The sequence below is a fragment of the Sediminibacter sp. Hel_I_10 genome (assembly GCF_000688335.1).
Classification (GTDB): Bacteria; Bacteroidota; Bacteroidia; order Flavobacteriales; family Flavobacteriaceae; genus Psychroserpens.
The window spans coordinates 3,789,108-3,808,740 of record NZ_JHZX01000001.1 but is presented as its reverse complement, the minus strand read 5'-3'; the positions used below and the strand labels follow the sequence as shown (position 1 = coordinate 3,808,740).

Sequence of the window (19,633 nt, the reverse complement as noted above, 5' to 3'; positions counted from 1 at the left end):
TAACTACTTACTTATGATGCATTTTGCCCAAACTATGCTTCTTTTTGTACTGCTTTCTTGCAGTGCGTTTGCACAGAAACGTATAGAACCCACCTCTGAAGATTTAACTACCGCAAACGAGCTTAAGGCCTTATTTCCTGATGATAATGTTGCTCTTATAAGCAGTACAGACAAGGTGACTTTTGACCTCAATTCTCGAGATGCCAAGGTTGAAGTCATTCATCTTTCCGAAGAAAACATGATTAACATAGACTCTCGTGCAGATATTCAAAAATACTGCTTCTATGATGGTGAGTCTACGATAGAAACGTTTAAAATTGAGTATCGTAATGAAAAGACTGCAGGGTTCTATGTAAAAGATGAAGCCTATAAAAGTAATGACCTCTTTCATAACGATAGCCGTGTGATGTATACCAATATCGATTTTCCTTTAAAAGGGTACCGCTATCTCACCCATATTGAAAAACACTATCAAGATATAAAGTACTTTACAAAACTTTATTTTAATGATGAATATCCAATTGCAAATAAAAGCATCGAAATTACCGTACCTAATTGGCTTGATGTTGAGCTAAAACCCATGAATTTTGAAGGGTTCGATATTAAAACGTCGGTCACTAATGGTGATGATGACAAAATATATACCTATACCATGTCTAACATCCCAGCGATGTACAAAGAAGCCAACGCTCCTGGGCCAACTTACATCTATCCGCATCTACTAATTTTAGCAAAATCATTTCAAGATGATGACCAAAATGTAACGCTTTTTAACTCTACCCAAGACTTATACAATTGGTACATTTCTTTGGTCAATAGTTTAGATAATGATAATACCGATATTAAAGCGAAGGTTAAAGAACTTACTGAAAATGCAGCCACTGATGATGAGAAAATAAAAAACATCTACTATTGGGTTCAAGACAACATTCGTTATATCGCTTTTGAAGATGGCATTGCAGGCTTTAAACCAGATGAAGCGGCAAATGTGTTTAACAAGCGTTATGGAGACTGTAAAGGGATGGCCAACTTAACTAAACAAATGCTTGTAGAAGCAGGATTTGATGCGAGATTGACCTGGATTGGCACTAAGCACATTGCCTATGATTATTCTACGCCAAATCTGTCTGTAGACAATCATATGATTTGCACCTTGTTTAAAGATGGACATACGGTTTTTTTGGATGCTACGGAAAAGTTTAATGCCTTTGGAGAATATGCAGACCGTATTCAAGGTAAGCAAGTATTGATTGAAAATGGAGAGGACTTTATTTTGCAGCACGTGCCACAAGCGGAAGCCGAGTTCAATAAAGAACAGTTTTCTTATGTGCTTAACATTTCCGAAGATGAACAAATCACGGGTTCTGTAGATAAGATTTACCAAGGAGAAAGTAGATCGAGACTTCTTTATTATTTTAACACCTTAAAAAATGACAATAAAGACGAGTTCTTAGAATATTATCTCAACAATGGCAACAGTAATATTAAGGTGACCAACATCAATACTTCCGACCTTTTAGACCGCGATAAAAATATTGACATTGCTTATGATGTGATTATAAAAAATGCTGTGTCCTCATTTGATGATGACATCTACATTGATCTTGATTTTGACAAAGAATTGTCATCACATAAAATGGAAAAACGCTTTACAGATTTTATGTTCAACTCTAAAAAGGATCTTGAGTCTGTAACTACACTAAACATTCCCGAAGGTTACAAAGTTTCACATTTACCTAAAGACATTACGGTGTCTAGCGACAACTATGATATGCAAGTGCAATTCAAAAAAGAAAATGACGCACTAGTCTATAAAAAGATGTTTCGTATTAAAAATGCTAAAATAGAAACTACAGATTTTGAGCAATGGAACAATTTTATTGATCAGCTCAACGCCATTTATAACGAACAGATCATTCTTACCAAAGACTAACCCAACGCCAACCATGTTAAAAAAAATCACCTCCATTTTATGTGCTTTAATGGCAGTTACTGCCTTTTCCCAAACTAAGAATCATGAAGAAATTGAAAACTTTTTTTGGGGACCAGATGATCTATTCAAATCTATAACCGAAATTCCAGAATCCTTTCAGAAGGAATCTGCGGTAATTATTTATAAAAACGAAAATTACGATTTCCACAAATTTGGGAAAAAGGTCAATTATACCACTTCAGTTAGAAAGCGTATTAAATTATTAGATATCGCCGCAGTTGAAGAATTTTCTGAGTTTTCTTATAAAAAACGATTTTACTCAAGCAAAGGTCAAAACAGTTGGTTTAGAAAAGGAACCACTTTGGTGGGCATCAAAATTGTAAAACCAGATGGCAGGGAGACTAAGATCGATACAGAAAAAGAAGCCATAGAAGTTGATGGAGAAACTAAAATTGCCATTTCCAGTCTTGAGGTGGGAGATATTATTGATTATTTCTATTATACCGAAGAACCTTTTAAAAGCACCTATGCCTTTGGTTTTGATCCTGTAGAAAAGCCTTTAGGAGAAGAGTACCCTATTATGGACTATAAACTCTTCTTCGAGACAGAGAATGATTTTTTTATCAATTTCAATTCTTACAATGATGCTCCAGATCTAAAAGAGATCCCTACTGAAAAACGAAGCATGAGACGTTACGAATTAACCGAAAGTAACATCCCTAAAGGCGAATACACGCGTTGGTTTTATCCTTTGGTAGAGTTACCATCTTATAAGTTTCAAGTATATTTTGCAAGATCAGGTAAATTTGAAGACCGTGCTCTAGCCTTTCTTCCCGATGATGAAAAGATCATTAAAAAAAGTGTAAGTAAGGAAGAGGTGCTAGATCTTTATGATAACCGTTTTCGGCCAGATGGTGATGTTGGTGATGTTAAGGATTTTCTAAAAGGAGAAACATTTGTAGATGATGCGCATAAGGTTACTGCGGCATATTACTACATGAGGCATTATTACCTCACCCGTTTTCTTGAGGCGTTTTATGCTAAAGAATCTAAAATAGATCCCTACCCGTTTATGGTCTATGGAAATAACGTTGTCTTTATTCAGAGTCAAAAACAATTTATCAGACATTTTACGGAGTTTTTAAGAAAACAAAAAATTGATTACGACATTGTAGTAGGAAAACGACGTTATGACGGCGCATTGGATGACTTACTTATTGAGAAAAATATTGAGGTAATGGTTAAAGTGAATGCCAATAAACCACTTTATGCGTCATTTTTTGGACCTCACACCAATATCAATGAGTTTACACCTTTAATGGAAGGTACAGATGTCTATTTATTATCGGCCACTAGAAGCCGTATTGATGAAGTTGCTACGGGTAAATTGCCTTCTTCCACATTTGAAGACAATGAAACTAAAAAGGAAATGACCTTAACTCTTAATCCTGATTTTGACGGATTCGAATTGACCGCCATTAATAGCTTTAAAGGACATGAAAAGAGTGACCAACAATACGATCGTTTAATCTACAGCGATTACACTTCCGAAGACTATAAAAAATATGAAACGCAATCTTGGGTGGACATGGTTAGAAGAAAGAATACCAAGGAAAAATATCAAAAGGAACTGGATGCCCTTATTGAAAAATTAAAAACCAAACAAAAAGAGCGTTTTGAAAACAGTGCTAAAAGCGAATATTTTGTAGATGACTTAGAAGATTACACTTATAATATCAATGCTAATGGTCGTTATAGTTTAGATTCCTATTTTTCTTTTACCGAAAGCTTTAAAGGAAAAAATGCGCTGATCAAAAAAGCTGGGCCAAATTACATTATCGAAATTGGAAAATTAATTGGAGGTCAAATAGATTTAACTACTAAAGAACGCGAACGCACAGAAAATATATATCTCCCCTATCCTAGAAGTTTCAATTATGAAATTACCTTTAATATTCCAGAGGGCTATGAAGTCTCAGGCCTAGATAAGCTGAACAAAAATGTTGATAACACTACAGGTGCTTTTATAAGTATAGCAGAGATCAAAGGCAATCAGTTGGTAATAACAACTTCTAAACAATACAAAAGCTATTACGAGCCAAATTCTAATTGGGACAAGATGATTGCATTTTTAGATGAAGCCAATCAGTTCACAAACGAGAAAATCTTATTAAAAAAGAAATAGCGTATTAATTATAGAGCCTTATTCTCAAACTTTTTTTAATCTATTTTTATAGGCCTTAATTTCTTTAACGACTCTTGGGGCCATAATTAATGTAGCCGTCATTGTAGGGATTGCCATGAGCGCAAAAACGCCGTCAATAAGATTGATCATGGTCCTAAAATCGGTGGTTGCTGCCAATATGATGCTCAGTATGTAAAAATAATTGTAATAATGCTTGTGTTTTGCGCCAAATAAAAAAGACATGCATTTAGAGCCATAATATGAATAAGAGAACAACGATGAGATACTGAATATGAAAACGCAAATCATTAATGCGTATTGACCAATACCTGGCATGGCGTCTTCAAAAGCAGAAGCTGTTAAGGTAACACCGTTATCTGAAGTGGTTTGCCAAACCCCCGTGACTAAAATAGCTAAGGCCGTTAGCGTGCAAATCACCAGCGTATCTATAGCAGGGCCTAACATGGCTACCAACCCTTCCCTAACTGGTTCTGCCGTCTTTGCTGCACCGTGTGCCATAGGTGCCGTGCCAATACCAGCTTCATTTGAGAACGCACCACGACGTATCCCTAATAAGATAAGTGCACCTAGCATTCCGCCTAAAAAGGCGTCTCCCTTAATGAAATCGGCCGAAAAGGCATCGGTAATGATCAACTGCAGGTATTTGGGTACTTCGGTATAATTAATACCAAGAATAATGAGTACCAAACCAAAATATAAAACCACCATGGCAGGAACCAGTTTTGAAGCTATCGTACTAATACGCTTGATGCCTCCTAAAATGACTATAGAGGTCAAAACGACCAAAATAGCTGCAATGACCAAGTTAGTATAGAGGCTAACTTCAATACCATTAGGCACCAAAAGAATATCATTGACTGCTTGTTTCAGTTGATTAACGTTTACCACAGGTAATGCGCCCAACATCCCAAAGACACTAAACATGATCGCCAGTGGCTTCCACTGTTTTCCTAGACCTTCAACAATAAAATACATGGGTCCGCCCTGTAATTCGCCATTACTATCCTTGCCTCGATACATAATTGCTAGAGTGGATGTAAAGAACTTAGTACTCATTCCTACAATAGCACTAACCCACATCCAAAACATGGCGCCTGGTCCGCCCACAGAAATTGCCAATGCCACTCCCGCAATATTACCCATACCAATAGTAGAAGACAAAGCTGTGGTTAAGGCCTTAAAATGAGAAATTTCCCCAGGGTCATTGGGATCATCATATTTACCTCTTAAGACTCTCAGTGCATGACCAAAGAATGTGAAAGGTAAAAATCTGGATCTTACCAAAAGGTATAAACCACCACCAATCAATAAGATCAATAGCGGCAATCCCCAAGCTAAAGATGAGAATTCTGAAATGATATGGTCAATGGATTTCATGTCATCTGAATAAATATCTGTCAAGATAAAACTTTCGGTTTGCTTGACGTAAAAAAATAAAAGTATATTTAACGTTTTAAACAACAACCAATTTCGCTTTACCACCCAATACACTCTTGAAAACCGACCGCCTTTTTTTTATAGATGCAGTTAGGGCATTTGCTATTTTAATGATGCTACAAGGGCATTTTATAGATACTCTATTAAACCCAATATATAGAGACAACACCAACACGGCCTATCAAATTTGGTCCTATTTTAGGGGGATCACTGCCCCTACATTTTTTACCATATCAGGATTGGTGTTCTTATACCTGTTATTAAAGGCAAAAGCAAAGCAAAACGATAACAGCAGAATCAAAAAAGGGCTATATCGAGGGTTATTGCTCTTAGTTATTGGTTATGCGCTACGCATGGATATTTTTAGTTGGCTTAAAGGCCGTTTTTATAATTACTTTTTAGTTGTTGATGTATTACAATGTATTGGGTTATCACTCATTATGCTTATTGGCTGTTATGTGCTTTTTAGAAACCATCCCAAAATACTCTCTTTCGTATTAGTGGTTTTAGGACTCTTTTGCTTTATTACAGAACCTTTATACCGTAATTTACATTTAGACTACCTGCCAAAGTTCTTTGCCAACTACATGACCAAAGCCAATGGATCAATTTTCACTATTCTTCCTTGGTTCGGATTTACGGCATTTGGAGGGTTTTTAGCGACACTCTTTTTTAATCATCTGCATAAAGCAAAATTTCGATTGTTCACTATAATAGCCTTCTTCGTTTCTGGCTTTTTGCTACTCAACTACTCCTCATGGTTCTTAATACAACTTTATGAGCTTACAAATATCCAATTACTTAAGGACGTTGCTTTCTATAATTATCTTTTTATGCGCTTCGGAAATGTGCTACTATTATTAGGATTGTTCTATGCTGCCGAACCTTATTTAAAACATAAACTGATTAGTAAGATCGGACAAAAAACACTTTCCATTTATGTCATTCATTTTATCATCATTTTTGGGAGTTTTACAGGTTTGGGGCTAAAGCATTTTTACAATCAATCTTTAGATCCATTAGAAGCCGTGATTGGTGCCATTCTATTTATGATTGTTGTTTGTATGATCGCATTTTATTATGTGAAAACGAATGCTTTTTTATATAAAATGGTTAGAAAATTATTGAAACGGATTAACATTCAATCTCAATGATGACTCCCAATTATCTATCTTTGGAGGTCCTTTTAAAATTATGAAACGAGCTCTGGTAAGATATAGAAATAGCGCTTTTAGAAAGTTTGTAGTTAAGCATCAAAAGTATGCCCCAATACTCTTTTTTATTGGTGGTTTTATTTTTGATACGTTAACCTTAGGTCGTATTGATCGTACCTATGACATTTTTGTGCTTTGCTTGCACATGACGTCGTTAACAATTACACTTTATCTTTTTAACTTAATGGATGATGGTAAATGGGTTGGTACGTTTATAGGACGCTTTGAAGTTTATTTCCCGCTGGCCATTCAGTTCTTTTTTGGAGGACTCTCAAGTGCATATGTTATTTATTTCTCTAGAACAGTCTCGCTTTCCAAAACCATGTCCTTCTTTATTATATTGGTTTTACTATTAGTAGCCAACGAATTTCTTAAGAAGCGAATCTCAAACAAGTACCTACAGTTCACTGTTTATTTCTTTATCAGTTTTACCTTCTTCACGTTTATGATCCCAGTCCTATTTAAGGACATGAACACTACTATTTTTGTCATTTCGGGATTAGTGAGCTTAGGCTGTACCCTAACGCTCATTACGTTTATTTATGCCTCTAGCCCGAGTACTAGAGCCGAAATAAACCTTAGTAAACTTATTACTATGGTTCTCGGCATATATCTAACTATCAATATCTTTTATTATTTTAAACTTATTCCGCCAGTACCTTTAGCTTTAGAAACGGGCTTGGTAGCGCATAATGTTCAAAAAACCAATGGCAAGTATTTGGTGACTTACGAAAAAGACGAATGGTATATCTTTTGGCGCGCACATCAAATCAAATTTCGTCGACACGCAGATGAAAGTGTTTATATTTTTTCCTCGGTATTTGCACCTACCGATTTAAAAAAGCAAATCTATCACCGTTGGCAGTGGTACGATCCTCAAACTGAAGTTTGGCAGATTACCGAAGATATTGGCTTTGATGTTACAGGCGGTCGAGATGGAGGTTTTAGAGGTTACACCTATAAGAATAACGTTAAAGAAGGACTCTGGAAAGTCGAAATTATTACCGAAGAAGAATTAGTCATTGGTGTGGTTGATTTCGAAATAGTATCTACAGAGACCATACCTCAAAAAGGTGTGGTCACAAAATCCTTTTAAAACAAAAACCCGCCTTTTAAGGCAGGTTTTCATCGTATTTTAATTTCTAAATATATTATAAAATCGCCTTCGCACGCTTTTCTGCAACGATAAACGAGGTATCATATCCAGAAAACTTTTTCATATAGTGTTTTACAGAAGAGCCATAAGCATCAGAGAAATTATAGTTTCCATTACTTCTTAAATACTTTTTGACGGTTCCAGGACCAGCTAAATGAGCGGCTGCTAAAATACCAGACTCGGTTACCTTAATGCCATCTACTGTTTTGCCAACAAAACGCTTGATATCCTTTCTTAATATCCATTTGTTACGTGCAGCGTTGGCCAAAAAGGCTTTTTCCTGCAGTTGTGGATTGTACAAAAACTGATTTGGATTATAAATCCCTATCAATTTTAGAGTTTCTGCACCAAATTGGTACTTTCCTAAATACCCTAAGGTATTAACGGTAAAATAATCACCACGAGATTCCTTAAATGCTAGGGCTTCCTTGAAGCCGTTATAGGATTTACCCAGATACGGTACATAAATATGATCTGCGGCGTGTGGAGTGATCTCAGAATCAATAGAACTAGATTCTGTACTCATGGCTATTTCCTCAGACATTGAGTAATCAAATTCCATTCCCTCGGTAGAATATAAAGTTCTGTCGAGTTCCGGACTTGGTTTGAGGGCCATAAATAATGAACAACAAATAGCTAGAGGGATAGCAAAATAATGACTTATTTTTTTATACATAACTGCTAATTTTATGTGAGAAATTAGATGACTAAATGGTCTCACAATTTCAGCGTGCAAATATACGCCTTTTTTTAAATTACTGAAAATTAGAAGTTAAAGTGCTGTTAAAAGTAGATGTAGTGTAGTTTTATGCCGTTTTTTCCGTTGAAATCCAAGGTCGGAAATGGCACTTTTATCACGTTCAAAACGTCAAAAATTGTTTTCAAAAGGTGAGAATTTGTTTCTATTCGAGATAGATCCATGTCCAGACTTAAGTAAAAATGACGCTGCCTATTTTGATTAGGAAACCTACCGTTTAAATTCTCGTCGTTACCCGTTAACATGCCTTCTGCCCCATATCCAACTGCAACATTGATCCATTTTGGAATCTTAGATGACTTCAAAAAAGAATGCACATTGGCGCTCAACCAATAAGTCTGGCCGTTATAATCCTTTAAAAATTCTTCTGAAAATCCCTTGCCCAATTTATCAGGACGTTGACTGGCAAATCGGGTACTGTGAAATGAATATTTCATAGTAATGCGCTGTTCATCCCATAAAAGTTCTTGCCCAACATAAAGTCCGGTTCCAGCTGCATTGGCCGCCATATCTGTCCAAGAAAACCCCCATTCTTCTGAAAATCCATCAAAAATCTCTACAGCGGTTAAAAAACTGAAGCCTAAAGTAGAACCATATAGTAGTTGACTCTTTTTACCGCTTCCTGTCCAATTCATTACGTTGGCTCCTAACCTTCCCAATTGATAAGAAGAAAAGACATGTCCTAGTTTATCCATCTGCAACCACTCGCTGGAGTCGTCTATGGTTTTAAAGGAAGATCTTTTATAATCAGCATACCATAGTTGATCTAAGCCCACTAAGGTAACTGCGGCCAATGAGGCCTCTGCAATCACCACTGTCTGTAATCTTGTGCTGTTTAAAGTATCACTCGGCTTTAAAACGTTTTGTATTTGAGACTGGGCTTGATATGACAATAATGTCATAAAAGAAAGCCCTAGCACAAATACAAAAATTTTCATTTTACTTATTGATACCTTGAGCAGACAAATAACGCTGGTATTCTCTTGCATTTTGATTATGCTGTGCTAAAGTTTTAGCAAATTTATGATAGCCTATTTTTTTAGCATCTGCAGCAAAATAGATGTAGTTGTGCTTTTCGGGATTAAGCACAGCGTCTATAGCAGTAATATCTGGCATGGTAATTAACCCAGGAGGTAGGCCTGAATTTTTATAGGTATTATAAGGAGAGGCTATCTCTTTATGAACATTAAGCACCCGCTTAATGACTGTATTTTTATATTGTGGCAATTGATAGGCTGCAAACTTTAATGTAGGATCAGCTTGAAGCGGCATTCCAATTCGAATTCTATTTAGGTAAACACCTGCAATTCGGGGTTGTTCACTCGGTTGCTTAGATTCCTCATGAACTATAGACGCTAAGGTCATGACTTCGTCTCTTGATAATCCAATGGCTTTGGCCTTTGCATTTCTGCTCTCGTTCCAAAACCTATTGTACTCCTTTAGCATCCGGTCTCTAAACGTTTCCGCAGAACTATTCCAGAAAAATTCATAGCTATTGGGAATGTACATGCCTAAGGCTGACTTTTTATTGAATCCGCTCTTCGTCAAAAACGCCTCATCCGTCATTGCTTCTAAAAGATCACTACTATCTGCCTCAATTTGCTGACTTACACGCCCTGCCAGTTTTGCAATAGATTCTTGATTATTAAATGCCAATTGAACCGGTAAGTTATTACTTCGTATAGAATTGATAATGTCATTATTCGTCATGCCTTTTTTAATGGCAAAACGACCCGCTTTAAGATTGGTATTATACTTTTTCTGTTTCGCTAGAGCATCAAAAGATTCTAAATCGTCCAACAAAGGTTCTAATTGCTCTACGACATCAGCATAAGAGGCGTTGGTTGGCACGTAAATATAAGCCTGTTCATTATTGAAGGCTGTATTAGGAGACAGCATGGCATTATAAATATAGTAGGCAAAAATAGCAGCTGCTACTAATCCTATAAGTGTAATGGTCCAAAGTATTTTCTTAATATACATTAGCTAAAAATTCGTTGTAAACTATATTCGTTTTGGTAGTGTCCCTTGATGTAATTCCAATCTTTCTTGAGACCAATAATTTCAAATTGAACGCTTTTAAAGAGCTTTAAACTACGTTCGTTAGCTTCGGAAATGTTACAATACAGTTGATGTAGGTCCAAATGTTCGTGACAATACGCCATTAATAATTGTAGAGCCTCTTTTCCAAAACCTTTGTGCCTATCTTCTGCAGATTTAATAATGATCCCAATGCCTGCGCGTCTATGCTTCGCATCAAAATCAAAAACATCAATTAATCCAATAGGGTGTTCATCTTCAACACGACAAATCACCAAGCGCAATTGTTTTACCTCATAGATATCTCTATGTGCGCTATCTAAATATTCCTGAATTAAAAATTTAGAATATGGTGTAACCGTATTGCTCAACTCCCATACATCTTCATCATTTTCTATAGCATGAATATAGTCGAGATCTTCAGGCTCTAAAGCCCTTAAAAATATGAGATTTCCTTTTAAAGTGTCCATTCTATGTCTCCTTTAAAAACCTGAGTTGCTTTGCCAATGAGCCAGATGTTTGTATATGCTTTTTGTTCTTTTTCGAAAGACACTTGTAGCGCTCCACCCATAGTTTGAAGGGTGACTAAGTTTTGATCTGTTTTGCCAATAGAATTCATGGCCAGTGCTACCGCGGTTACTCCTGTACCACACGACAGCGTCTCATCTTCTACACCACGCTCATAAGTACGTACAGCAAACTCAGCTGTATCTAATTTACTCACAAAATTTACATTAGTACCCGAGCGCCCATAAGGCGTTCCAAATCTAATTTTTGCACCTTCTACCTTAACATCAAGACCTTTTAAATTTTCGGTAAGTGCAACATGGTGCGGTGAACCTGTATCTAAAAACGTATGTGTGTCAAAAGTTTCTAAGGTACTAACATCTTGCATTTGCAGATGTACAATGTCGTTTTCAATTTTAGCTTGGTGCATCCCGTCAATGGCCTCAAAGCTGGCCTCATCTTCAATGATGCTGAGAAACTTGGCAAAAGCAACAATACATCTGCCACCATTGCCACACATGGAACTTTGGTTTCCATCAGAATTAAAATAGATCATTTTAAAATCGGCGCTTTCGTGGTTCTCTAATAAAATTAAACCATCGGCTCCTATACCAAAACGCCTATCGCACAAAAAGGCAATCTGTTTGGCATTATAATTGCCTATAACATTGCGACGATTATCAACCATCACAAAGTCGTTGCCCGTACCCTGATATTTATAAAATGTAAGTGTCATAAAGGATGCAAATATAGACATTCTGTTGGGAATTCATCAACTGTTAAACGGGCGTTAACAATCACTTTTTGACGCGTTAAAAATCGTTAAAGTTAAATTCAAAATTCAATAAATAATTAATTTTAATCGTTACCTAATTATAATATAACAAACATCATGAAAAAGATTTTATCCTTAGTATTTGTTTCTGTGCTAGGTGGAGTAATATCATTATCTGCCTATCTCTTAATTATTGACCAAGAAGGGGCTTTAGCCCAAGACACTAACGTCACACAATCCACATCGTTTATTCCTACGGCATACAATTCTGGAATTGCAGGAGTGTCTACTGCTGAAGCACCCGATTTTATTAAAGCTGCTGAAAATAGCGTTCATGCTGTAGTGCACGTTAAAAATACAGCCATTGTATCATCGGCACCGAGTTTGCAAGATTTTTTCTACGGAAAACAAGCACAACCGAGAACACAAATAGGCACAGGAAGTGGGGTGATTATTTCTCCTGACGGCTATATCATTACCAACAATCACGTGATTGCGGGCTCTAATAAAATCTCAATTACCTTAAATGATAACCGTGTTTATGAGGCCAAACTCATTGGTACAGATGAGAAAACCGACATCGCACTTTTAAAAATTGAGGCCGATGATGAGTTACCATCCATACAATTTGGAGACTCAGACAATGCGAGAGTTGGCGAATGGGTTTTAGCCGTTGGAAATCCGTTCAACCTAACCTCTACTGTAACCGCAGGAATTATTAGCGCTAAAGCGAGAGACTTATCTGGTAAAAATTCACAATCATTTATACAAACCGATGCCGCGGTAAATCCAGGGAATTCTGGAGGTGCTTTAGTTAATGCGAAAGGTGAGCTTATTGGAATCAATACGGCTATTACCTCTCAAACTGGGTCTTACATAGGATACTCTTTTGCGGTGCCAAGTAATATTGCAAGAAAAGTAGTTGAGGATATCATAGAATTTGGAGACGTACAAAACGGGATTCTTGGGGTATCTATTTTGAACAGAAATTCTGAAGAAGCTATTTCAAAAGGTATTAATGAAATTGACGGGGTTTATGTGAGTGCCGTAGAAGATAATTCTGGAGCTAAAAAATCTGGAATCAAATCAGGCGATATTATCAAAAAGTTAGACAATGTAGAAGTTTCTAAATTTTCAGACTTAAGCGGATACTTAAAAACAAAACGTCCAGAGGATATCGTCAATGTAGAAGTGTTGAGAGATAATACTCTAAAAACGATTCCGGTCAAATTATCAAAAAGCGATATTATAAGCGTTGACTTTATGGAAATGGAATTACGCAATCTGTCTTCAGAATTCAAGCAAAAATATGACATTGATAAAGGCGTGATGGTCACCGATACTGAAAATGCGTTTCTATACAAACGATTAGGAATTGCAAGAGGTGCCATTATTACAGGTATTAATGATTTAGAAATTAAAAATGTAGAAGATATTGCAGACTTTAAAGAACGCTATGGCGATGCCATAAACAGTCTAGAAAAGTTGAAATATATCATAGATAGTAGCATGGAGGAAAAAGAGGTTTATTTCACAAAACCAGATTAATATTACACCCTCAATACTAATTTAAAAGCCTTCGGAAATGTAAAAATTCCCGAAGGCTTTTTTATTTTTAAAATAGCTTACGAAAACGTTTGAATAATACTATTTTTGCAATCTGAAATAATTTTTTTTACTAAATGGGTATGCTCTAAACGGCATACAAAATATTGAAAACAATGTCTTTAATCGGAACTTACGAAAACGAGCTCGCCTTTCAGGCCGATCGTCGAAGAGCAACAGTAGAATTCATCAAGATTGTTAGTGATCTTTGGTATGAAAACTCCATTGAACTGGTGCTTTTTAGAAATCAACTTATTGATCGCAATGTGAGCGAAATTTTAAACCTTCATGAGTATGCAGGTGAGTTTGTTGGCAAGCCTATTTCTATCTTTGATTCGGTAGAAATTGCTCAAGCCATCAAAACGCTTAATTTACCACCGGCAAAATTAGATATTGGGAAACTTACTTATGAGTTTCATCTAGAAGATCAAAAATATAGCAATGCGACGGGGTTTGTAGCTGATAAATTATCAGATGCCAAAAAAACGAAGGCCATCAAACCAAAAGATGTCGTTCTTTACGGTTTTGGACGTATTGGTCGTTTAGTAGCCAGAGAATTAATGACCAAAACTGGTAAAGGCAGTCAAATGCGTCTTAGAGCGATTGTTACCCGCGGTAAAATTGATGCCACGGTACTGCAAAAAAGAGCTTCGCTTTTACGCAATGATTCTGTACACGGCGATTTTTCTGGAACCGTTCTTACCGATATAGAGAACCAAGCGCTTATTATTAACGGAACTACAGTAAAGATCATTTCCGCAGATACACCTGAATCTATTGATTATACCGCTTATGGCATATCAGATGCGCTTATTATTGATAACACAGGTGCTTTTAGAGATAAAGCGGCCTTAAGCAGACATTTAAAAGCCAAAGGTGTCGCCAAAGTATTGTTGACGGCTCCAGGAAAAGAGATTCCTAATATTGTGCATGGTGTTAATCACACAGAGCACCATCCTGATAAAGTAGATATCTTCTCAGCCGCATCGTGTACAACAAATGCCATTACGCCTATTTTAAAGGCTATGGAAGATTCATTTGGTGTGTTAAGTGGGCATTTAGAAACCATTCACGCCTATACTAATGATCAAAACCTGGTAGACAATTTCCACGGAAAATACCGTCGTGGTAGAGCTGCCGCCTTAAATATGGTCATTACAGAAACTGGTGCAGGAAAAGCGGTGACCAAAGCACTGCCTTCATTTGAAGGAAAATTGACCTCAAATGCTATTAGAGTTCCCGTACCTAATGGGTCTTTAGCCATATTAAATTTAGAGCTCAATTCTGAAACTACAGTAGAAGGTATCAATACCATTATGAAAAAATACGCTTTAGAAGGTGCCCTTGTAGAGCAAATCAAATATGAGATGAATGATGAATTGGTTTCCAGCGATATCGTTGGCAGCTCTGCTCCTGCTATCTATGATAGTAAAGCTACCATTGTTCGTGCAGATGGAAAAAATGCCATCTTGTATATTTGGTATGATAACGAATATGGATACAGTCATCAAGTCATTCGTTTGGCAAAATACATTGCCAAAGTAAGACGCTATACGTATTACTAGGATCCATTCTTAATTTTAAGTGTTATTAAAAATCCCGTTTTTTTCAAAACGGGATTTTTTCTTTTAAAGTGCAAGCAACCTTTTGACTTCTAGTGCATCTATAGGGAGTAATCCATTAACCAAGACCTTTATGACATTAAAACCAACCCTTGTGCTACTTTTAATCTGTAGCTTATGTTTTCAATCCTGTTGGTATACAGGAGGAAACGATGATGATTTTGGCCCTATAGAAAGTCAATACAACTACCAACCCATCATTATGCAGCGAGATGCTTTTGAAGCAACAACCACGTTTCAAAACAGTCCCGAGCCCATTCTAAATTCAGGAAAAATTTATGTGAAAGACCAATTTATTTTTATCCACGAAAAAGATAAAGGCTTTCATGTCATCAACAATACTGATCCCTCAAATCCACAAAATGTAGCATTTATCAATGTTTTAGGATCATCTGATCTTGCTATAAAGGGATCTACACTATATGTAAATAATGCTACCGATTTAGTAGCCCTTTCCATAGACGCCCAAGCAGGTACCATGGAGATTACTAAACGCGTAGCAGACGCTTTTCCGCAGTTACTCTCACCACAAGGCTTTAGCTATTATGATCTTCAAGACAATGAAGTGATTGTTGGGTGGAGCATATTAGAGAATAACTAATTTTAAAAACAGAACACATGAAAACATATAGTCTATTTATTTTAGCAATTTTAGTCTTGTCTTGTAGCAACGATGGCGATTCAGGATCTCCCACAAATTCTAATAGCGATACTGGTAACGCAGGATCTCTTGCCAGATTTGCACTTTATAGTGATTACCTTTATACGGTGGATGATAGTCGCTTAAATGTATTTAGTATTGTTGATCAGGCAAACCCAGTAAAGATCAATACTGTTAATATTGGATTTCGAATAGAAACCATTTTTAATTACAAAGCCTACCTCTATATAGGTTCACAAAACGGAATGTATATTTATAGTGTCGATAATGCTGAAGAACCTCAATACCTATCAGATGTACAGCATTTTACGGCCTGTGATCCTGTGGTAGCTAATGACACGCATGCGTTTGTGACCTTGCACGCCGATATTGGATGCGGAACTACCATAAACGTATTAGAGATTTATGACGTAACCAATGTACTTCAACCCATTCTTATTTCTTCTAGAAACCTTACTAAACCCATTGGTCTTGGACTTTATAATGACTATTTATTTGTTTGTGACGACGAGGTGAAAATTTTTGATGTTTCTAATCCTGAAAATTCAACCTTAGTGCACTCTATAGATAAAGACGCTTTTGACGTGATTATTAATGGAGATCAATTGATTTTAATTGGCGAAGAAGGTCTATATCAATACAGTTTAGACTCAACTGCTATAGAAAATACTACTGAATTAAGTACGCTTAACATCTAAAACTTGACCGCTTACGTATATGAACTAGTCCCGCCAATGGTGGGACTAATTGTTAATACAATAGCCTATTAATACCCATAAATTTATTATATTGTCGGCTTATAATCCAATCGTTAAAACGAATCCAACCAAAATGAATTCTTTTAAATCCCTCTTATTTACAGCACTTTGTGTGTTTAGTTTTTCAATCTTAAGCGCACAAGACGAAGATAATTTATCTTTAAATGAAGGTACAATTGACAACCAATTTGAATATGTCATTCAAAAATCAAATAGTTTTCAAGACTTTAAAGTTGTTAAAAAAACGTGGATGTATGATCTTAAGGCTCACACCATGGATTCTTTACAAGCCATTAGAAAAAGTTTAGTAGATACTCAAGCTATTGTAGATACACAGGCTTCTGAAATTTCAGAATTGCAGGGCAATCTCTCCAATACCAAAAAAGATCTTGACAATACCATCTCAGAAAAAGATAGTATGTCTCTTTTTGGTGCGCAAATGAGTAAAAGCGGTTATAGCTCTTTAATGTGGGCCATCATTGGTATTTTGTTGATCTTACTTCTGTTTTTTATCTACCGATTTAAAAATAGCAATGCTGTAACTAGACAAGCAAAAATATCTCTGGCAGAAACCGAAGAGGAATTTGAAGAGCATAGACGTATTGCTTTAGAGCGTGAGCAAAAAGTGAGACGCCAATTACAAGACGAAATCAATAAGCAAAAGAATAGTTAATCACTTTGCTACGGAAACGTAAGCGAATTGTAATCCTTTAAATCTGCCTTCCTACTGCATCCTTTGATGCGGAAAGATGGCAGATTTTTTTTAAGACATTCCATTATTAAAAACAAGAAACGCTTCGAATTAAAAACAGCTGAATGCATATCCCGCCTTTAAGATTTTACCACAAGTGTATTTCGAATGACTCTAGTGAGATAGTGTCTTTACAAAAAAAACAGCTCCGTGTCGAAGCTGTTTTTTTTATTGTAATATATAGGTTTTCTTATCTTGAATAATTAGGCGCTTCTTTGGTGATAGTGACGTCATGTGGATGACTTTCATGAATACCAGAACTTGTGATTTTTACAAAACGTCCCGTTTCCTTTAAGGTTTCGATATCCTTAGCACCACAATAGCCCATCCCTGCTCTTAAACCGCCGATAAACTGATGGATGCTTTCCACCAAATCACCTTTATACGGTACACGGCCTACAATCCCTTCCGGAACCAATTTTTTAATATCATCCTCTACATCTTGAAAATAACGGTCTTTACTCCCTTTTTTCATCGCTTCAACAGATCCCATACCACGATAAGACTTGAATTTTCGTCCTTCATAAATAATCGTTTCTCCAGGACTTTCTTTCGTTCCCGCTAAAAGAGAACCGAGCATTACGGCATCGGCTCCTGCAGCTATGGCCTTCGGGATATCTCCTGTATAGCGAATACCACCGTCTGCAATTACAGGAACACCGGTACCCTTAATTGCAGCAGCAACTTCTAAAACTGCCGAAAACTGCGGAAATCCAACACCTGCAACTACTCTAGTTGTACAAATAGAACCTGGACCAATACCAACTTTCACTGCATCTGCACCTGCATCTACTAAATACTTCGCCGCTTCTGCAGTAGCGATATTACCAACAATAACTTCTAGCGTTGGAAATTTCTTTTTAATTTCTTTTAGCACTGTAACCACTCCTTTAGTATGGCCGTGAGCTGTATCAATAATCACCGCATCAACACCAGCATTCACCAAGGCAGATGCGCGCTCTACTGCATCTCCAGTAACTCCAATAGCCGCAGCAACACGTAATCTTCCGAAGGAGTCTTTATTTGCATTTGGCTTTTGTACCACTTTAGTAATATCTCTAAATGTGATCAACCCCACCAATTTGTAGTTATCGTCAACAATCAACAATTTCTCAATTTTATTTTGCTGTAATATTTTTTCGGCATCTTTTAAAGACGTACCCACAGCTGCGGTGACCAAATTCTTGGCGGTCATTACCTCCACAATAGGGCGGTTATTAGCATGCTCAAAACGTAAGTCACGATTGGTCACGATTCCTTTTAAAGTTCCTTCCTCGTCTATGATGGGAATACCTCCTATACCATGCTCGGCCATGTTTGCCTTTGCATCAGCAACAACAGCCGTCATCGGTAAAGTTACAGGATCGATAATCATACCGCTTTCGGCACGTTTAACCCGTCTCACCTTTTCTGCCTGCTGCTCAATGGTCATGTTTTTGTGCAGCACGCCAATACCTCCCTCTTGCGCCATGGCAATTGCCATTTTACTTTCGGTAACCGTATCCATCGCTGCAGAAATTACAGGAATATTGATAGTAATGTTTCTCGTGAATTTTGTTTGAATATTTACCTCTCTCGGTAAAACTTCTGAAAATGCTGGAACTAAGAGTACGTCGTCATAAGTAAGACCTTCTCCAACAATTTTATTTTCGTGTGCTGTCATGTTGCAATTACGCTTATAATTGCGTGCAAAGATAAGTTTTTTATACGATATCTAGAGTCTCTTTGTAAAACCTTTAGGAATATATAAGGTTTCAAAATCATAGAAACTGATATAAATTTGAATGGGCTTCTTTAATCCATCATAAGTTACATCATAAACATCAACTAGCGCAGATCCAAATGCAGCGCCTTCGCTTTTGTAACCGCAGCAAGATCCTCTTCTATGAAACTTTAATTCTTCTCCATTGGGACCAGCTAAAGACGATAGATAACGTAACTGATTTTGGACGCTCATCTCACCTACTTTTACCGGTTTCTCCCCAATTAACCCATACTCTTCATCCTCTGAATACGCTGTAATATCAAAAAACGGCGTATAACCACTAGATGATTTTACGCTATTGGTAGATGAGCTTAATATTTTTGGGTTTTTAGCACCGCAGGATACTAATAAAAGACAAAAAATTATACATTGAAACAAAAACTTCATGATGGTAGATATATCAAGTTATTAAGAGATAACTAAAATGAAATTATTTTTCGAGAAAT

At 36.7% G+C, this 19,633-nt stretch carries 17 protein-coding genes; 9 read left to right on the top strand and 8 right to left on the bottom strand.

The features are described 5' to 3' along the window. Nucleotides 1–13 precede the first annotated feature (13 nt). Together P176_RS0117205 and P176_RS0117200 are read left to right on the top strand one after the other, a co-directional pair. Nucleotides 14–1,933 (top strand): transglutaminase family protein, encoded by a 1,920-nt coding sequence (locus P176_RS0117205; protein WP_026755862.1) that lies wholly within the window; start codon nt 14–16, stop codon nt 1,931–1,933. A 13-nt stretch (nt 1,934–1,946) separates the two neighbouring features. Beyond that, nucleotides 1,947–4,118, top strand: a complete 2,172-nt coding sequence (locus tag P176_RS0117200) for a DUF3857 domain-containing protein (RefSeq protein ID WP_026755861.1) — start codon at nt 1,947–1,949, stop codon at nt 4,116–4,118. A gap of 24 nt (nt 4,119–4,142) precedes the next feature. Here P176_RS0117200 and P176_RS0117195 read toward each other — a convergent pair whose 3' ends face one another. After that, a complete protein-coding gene (locus P176_RS0117195; RefSeq protein WP_026755860.1) occupies nt 4,143–5,516 on the bottom strand; it encodes a sodium:alanine symporter family protein in 1,374 nt (457 codons plus the stop codon). Between the two features lie 116 nt (nt 5,517–5,632). Here P176_RS0117195 and P176_RS0117190 point away from each other — a divergent pair, with 116 nt between their 5' ends. Further along, nucleotides 5,633–6,730 carry a heparan-alpha-glucosaminide N-acetyltransferase domain-containing protein gene (locus P176_RS0117190; RefSeq protein ID WP_026755859.1) on the top strand — a complete coding sequence of 366 codons (1,098 nt, stop codon included), beginning with the start codon at nt 5,633–5,635 and terminating at the stop codon, nt 6,728–6,730. Between the two features lie 40 nt (nt 6,731–6,770). Beyond that, nucleotides 6,771–7,886, top strand: coding sequence for a DUF2914 domain-containing protein (locus P176_RS0117185; RefSeq protein WP_026755858.1), 1,116 nt, complete (start codon nt 6,771–6,773; stop codon nt 7,884–7,886). Nucleotides 7,887–7,941: 55 nt separating this feature from the next. On the opposite strand, the gene P176_RS0117180 is transcribed toward P176_RS0117185, so the two are convergent. The 5 genes from P176_RS0117180 to dapF form a co-directional block, all read right to left on the bottom strand. Beyond that, a complete protein-coding gene (locus tag P176_RS0117180; RefSeq protein ID WP_026755857.1) occupies nt 7,942–8,622 on the bottom strand; it encodes a hypothetical protein in 681 nt (226 codons plus the stop codon). A gap of 107 nt (nt 8,623–8,729) precedes the next feature. Beyond that, a complete protein-coding gene (locus P176_RS0117175) occupies nt 8,730–9,641 on the bottom strand; it encodes a DUF2279 domain-containing protein (RefSeq protein ID WP_037349023.1) in 912 nt (303 codons plus the stop codon). A gap of 1 nt (nt 9,642) precedes the next feature. Further along, the gene (mltG, locus tag P176_RS0117170) at nt 9,643–10,686 is read right to left on the bottom strand and encodes an endolytic transglycosylase MltG (RefSeq protein ID WP_026755855.1); all 1,044 of its coding nucleotides are present in this window, start codon (nt 10,684–10,686) and stop codon (nt 9,643–9,645) included. Continuing rightward, nucleotides 10,686–11,213 (bottom strand): GNAT family N-acetyltransferase, encoded by a 528-nt coding sequence (locus P176_RS0117165; protein ID WP_026755854.1) that lies wholly within the window; start codon nt 11,211–11,213, stop codon nt 10,686–10,688. Before P176_RS0117165 ends, mltG begins: the two co-directional genes overlap by 1 nt. Beyond that, nucleotides 11,201–11,986: a diaminopimelate epimerase gene (gene dapF / locus P176_RS0117160; protein WP_026755853.1), complete on the bottom strand. Its 786-nt coding sequence runs from the start codon at nt 11,984–11,986 to the stop codon at nt 11,201–11,203. Before dapF ends, P176_RS0117165 begins: the two co-directional genes overlap by 13 nt. Before the next feature lie 156 nt (nt 11,987–12,142). Between dapF and P176_RS0117155 the strand changes: the two genes are divergently transcribed. The 5 genes from P176_RS0117155 (at nt 12,143) to P176_RS0117135 (ending at nt 17,344) form a co-directional block, all read left to right on the top strand. Next, complete coding sequence (locus P176_RS0117155) at nt 12,143–13,573, top strand: trypsin-like peptidase domain-containing protein (protein ID WP_026755852.1); 1,431 nt, start codon at nt 12,143–12,145, stop codon at nt 13,571–13,573. 173 nt (nt 13,574–13,746) lie between these two features. Further along, the gene (locus tag P176_RS0117150; protein WP_026755851.1) at nt 13,747–15,195 is read left to right on the top strand and encodes a glyceraldehyde-3-phosphate dehydrogenase; all 1,449 of its coding nucleotides are present in this window, start codon (nt 13,747–13,749) and stop codon (nt 15,193–15,195) included. A 130-nt stretch (nt 15,196–15,325) separates the two neighbouring features. Beyond that, complete coding sequence (locus P176_RS0117145; protein WP_156033153.1) at nt 15,326–15,853, top strand: hypothetical protein; 528 nt, start codon at nt 15,326–15,328, stop codon at nt 15,851–15,853. A gap of 17 nt (nt 15,854–15,870) precedes the next feature. Next, the gene (locus P176_RS0117140) at nt 15,871–16,611 is read left to right on the top strand and encodes a hypothetical protein (RefSeq protein WP_026755849.1); all 741 of its coding nucleotides are present in this window, start codon (nt 15,871–15,873) and stop codon (nt 16,609–16,611) included. A gap of 133 nt (nt 16,612–16,744) precedes the next feature. Continuing rightward, nucleotides 16,745–17,344 (top strand): hypothetical protein, encoded by a 600-nt coding sequence (locus tag P176_RS0117135; RefSeq protein ID WP_026755848.1) that lies wholly within the window; start codon nt 16,745–16,747, stop codon nt 17,342–17,344. A gap of 268 nt (nt 17,345–17,612) precedes the next feature. On the opposite strand, the gene guaB is transcribed toward P176_RS0117135, so the two are convergent. After that, nucleotides 17,613–19,085 (bottom strand): IMP dehydrogenase, encoded by a 1,473-nt coding sequence (gene guaB, locus P176_RS0117130; RefSeq protein ID WP_026755847.1) that lies wholly within the window; start codon nt 19,083–19,085, stop codon nt 17,613–17,615. A 51-nt stretch (nt 19,086–19,136) separates the two neighbouring features. Next, a complete protein-coding gene (locus P176_RS19745; protein ID WP_231481287.1) occupies nt 19,137–19,574 on the bottom strand; it encodes a hypothetical protein in 438 nt (145 codons plus the stop codon). Between the last annotated feature and the right edge of the window lie 59 nt (nt 19,575–19,633).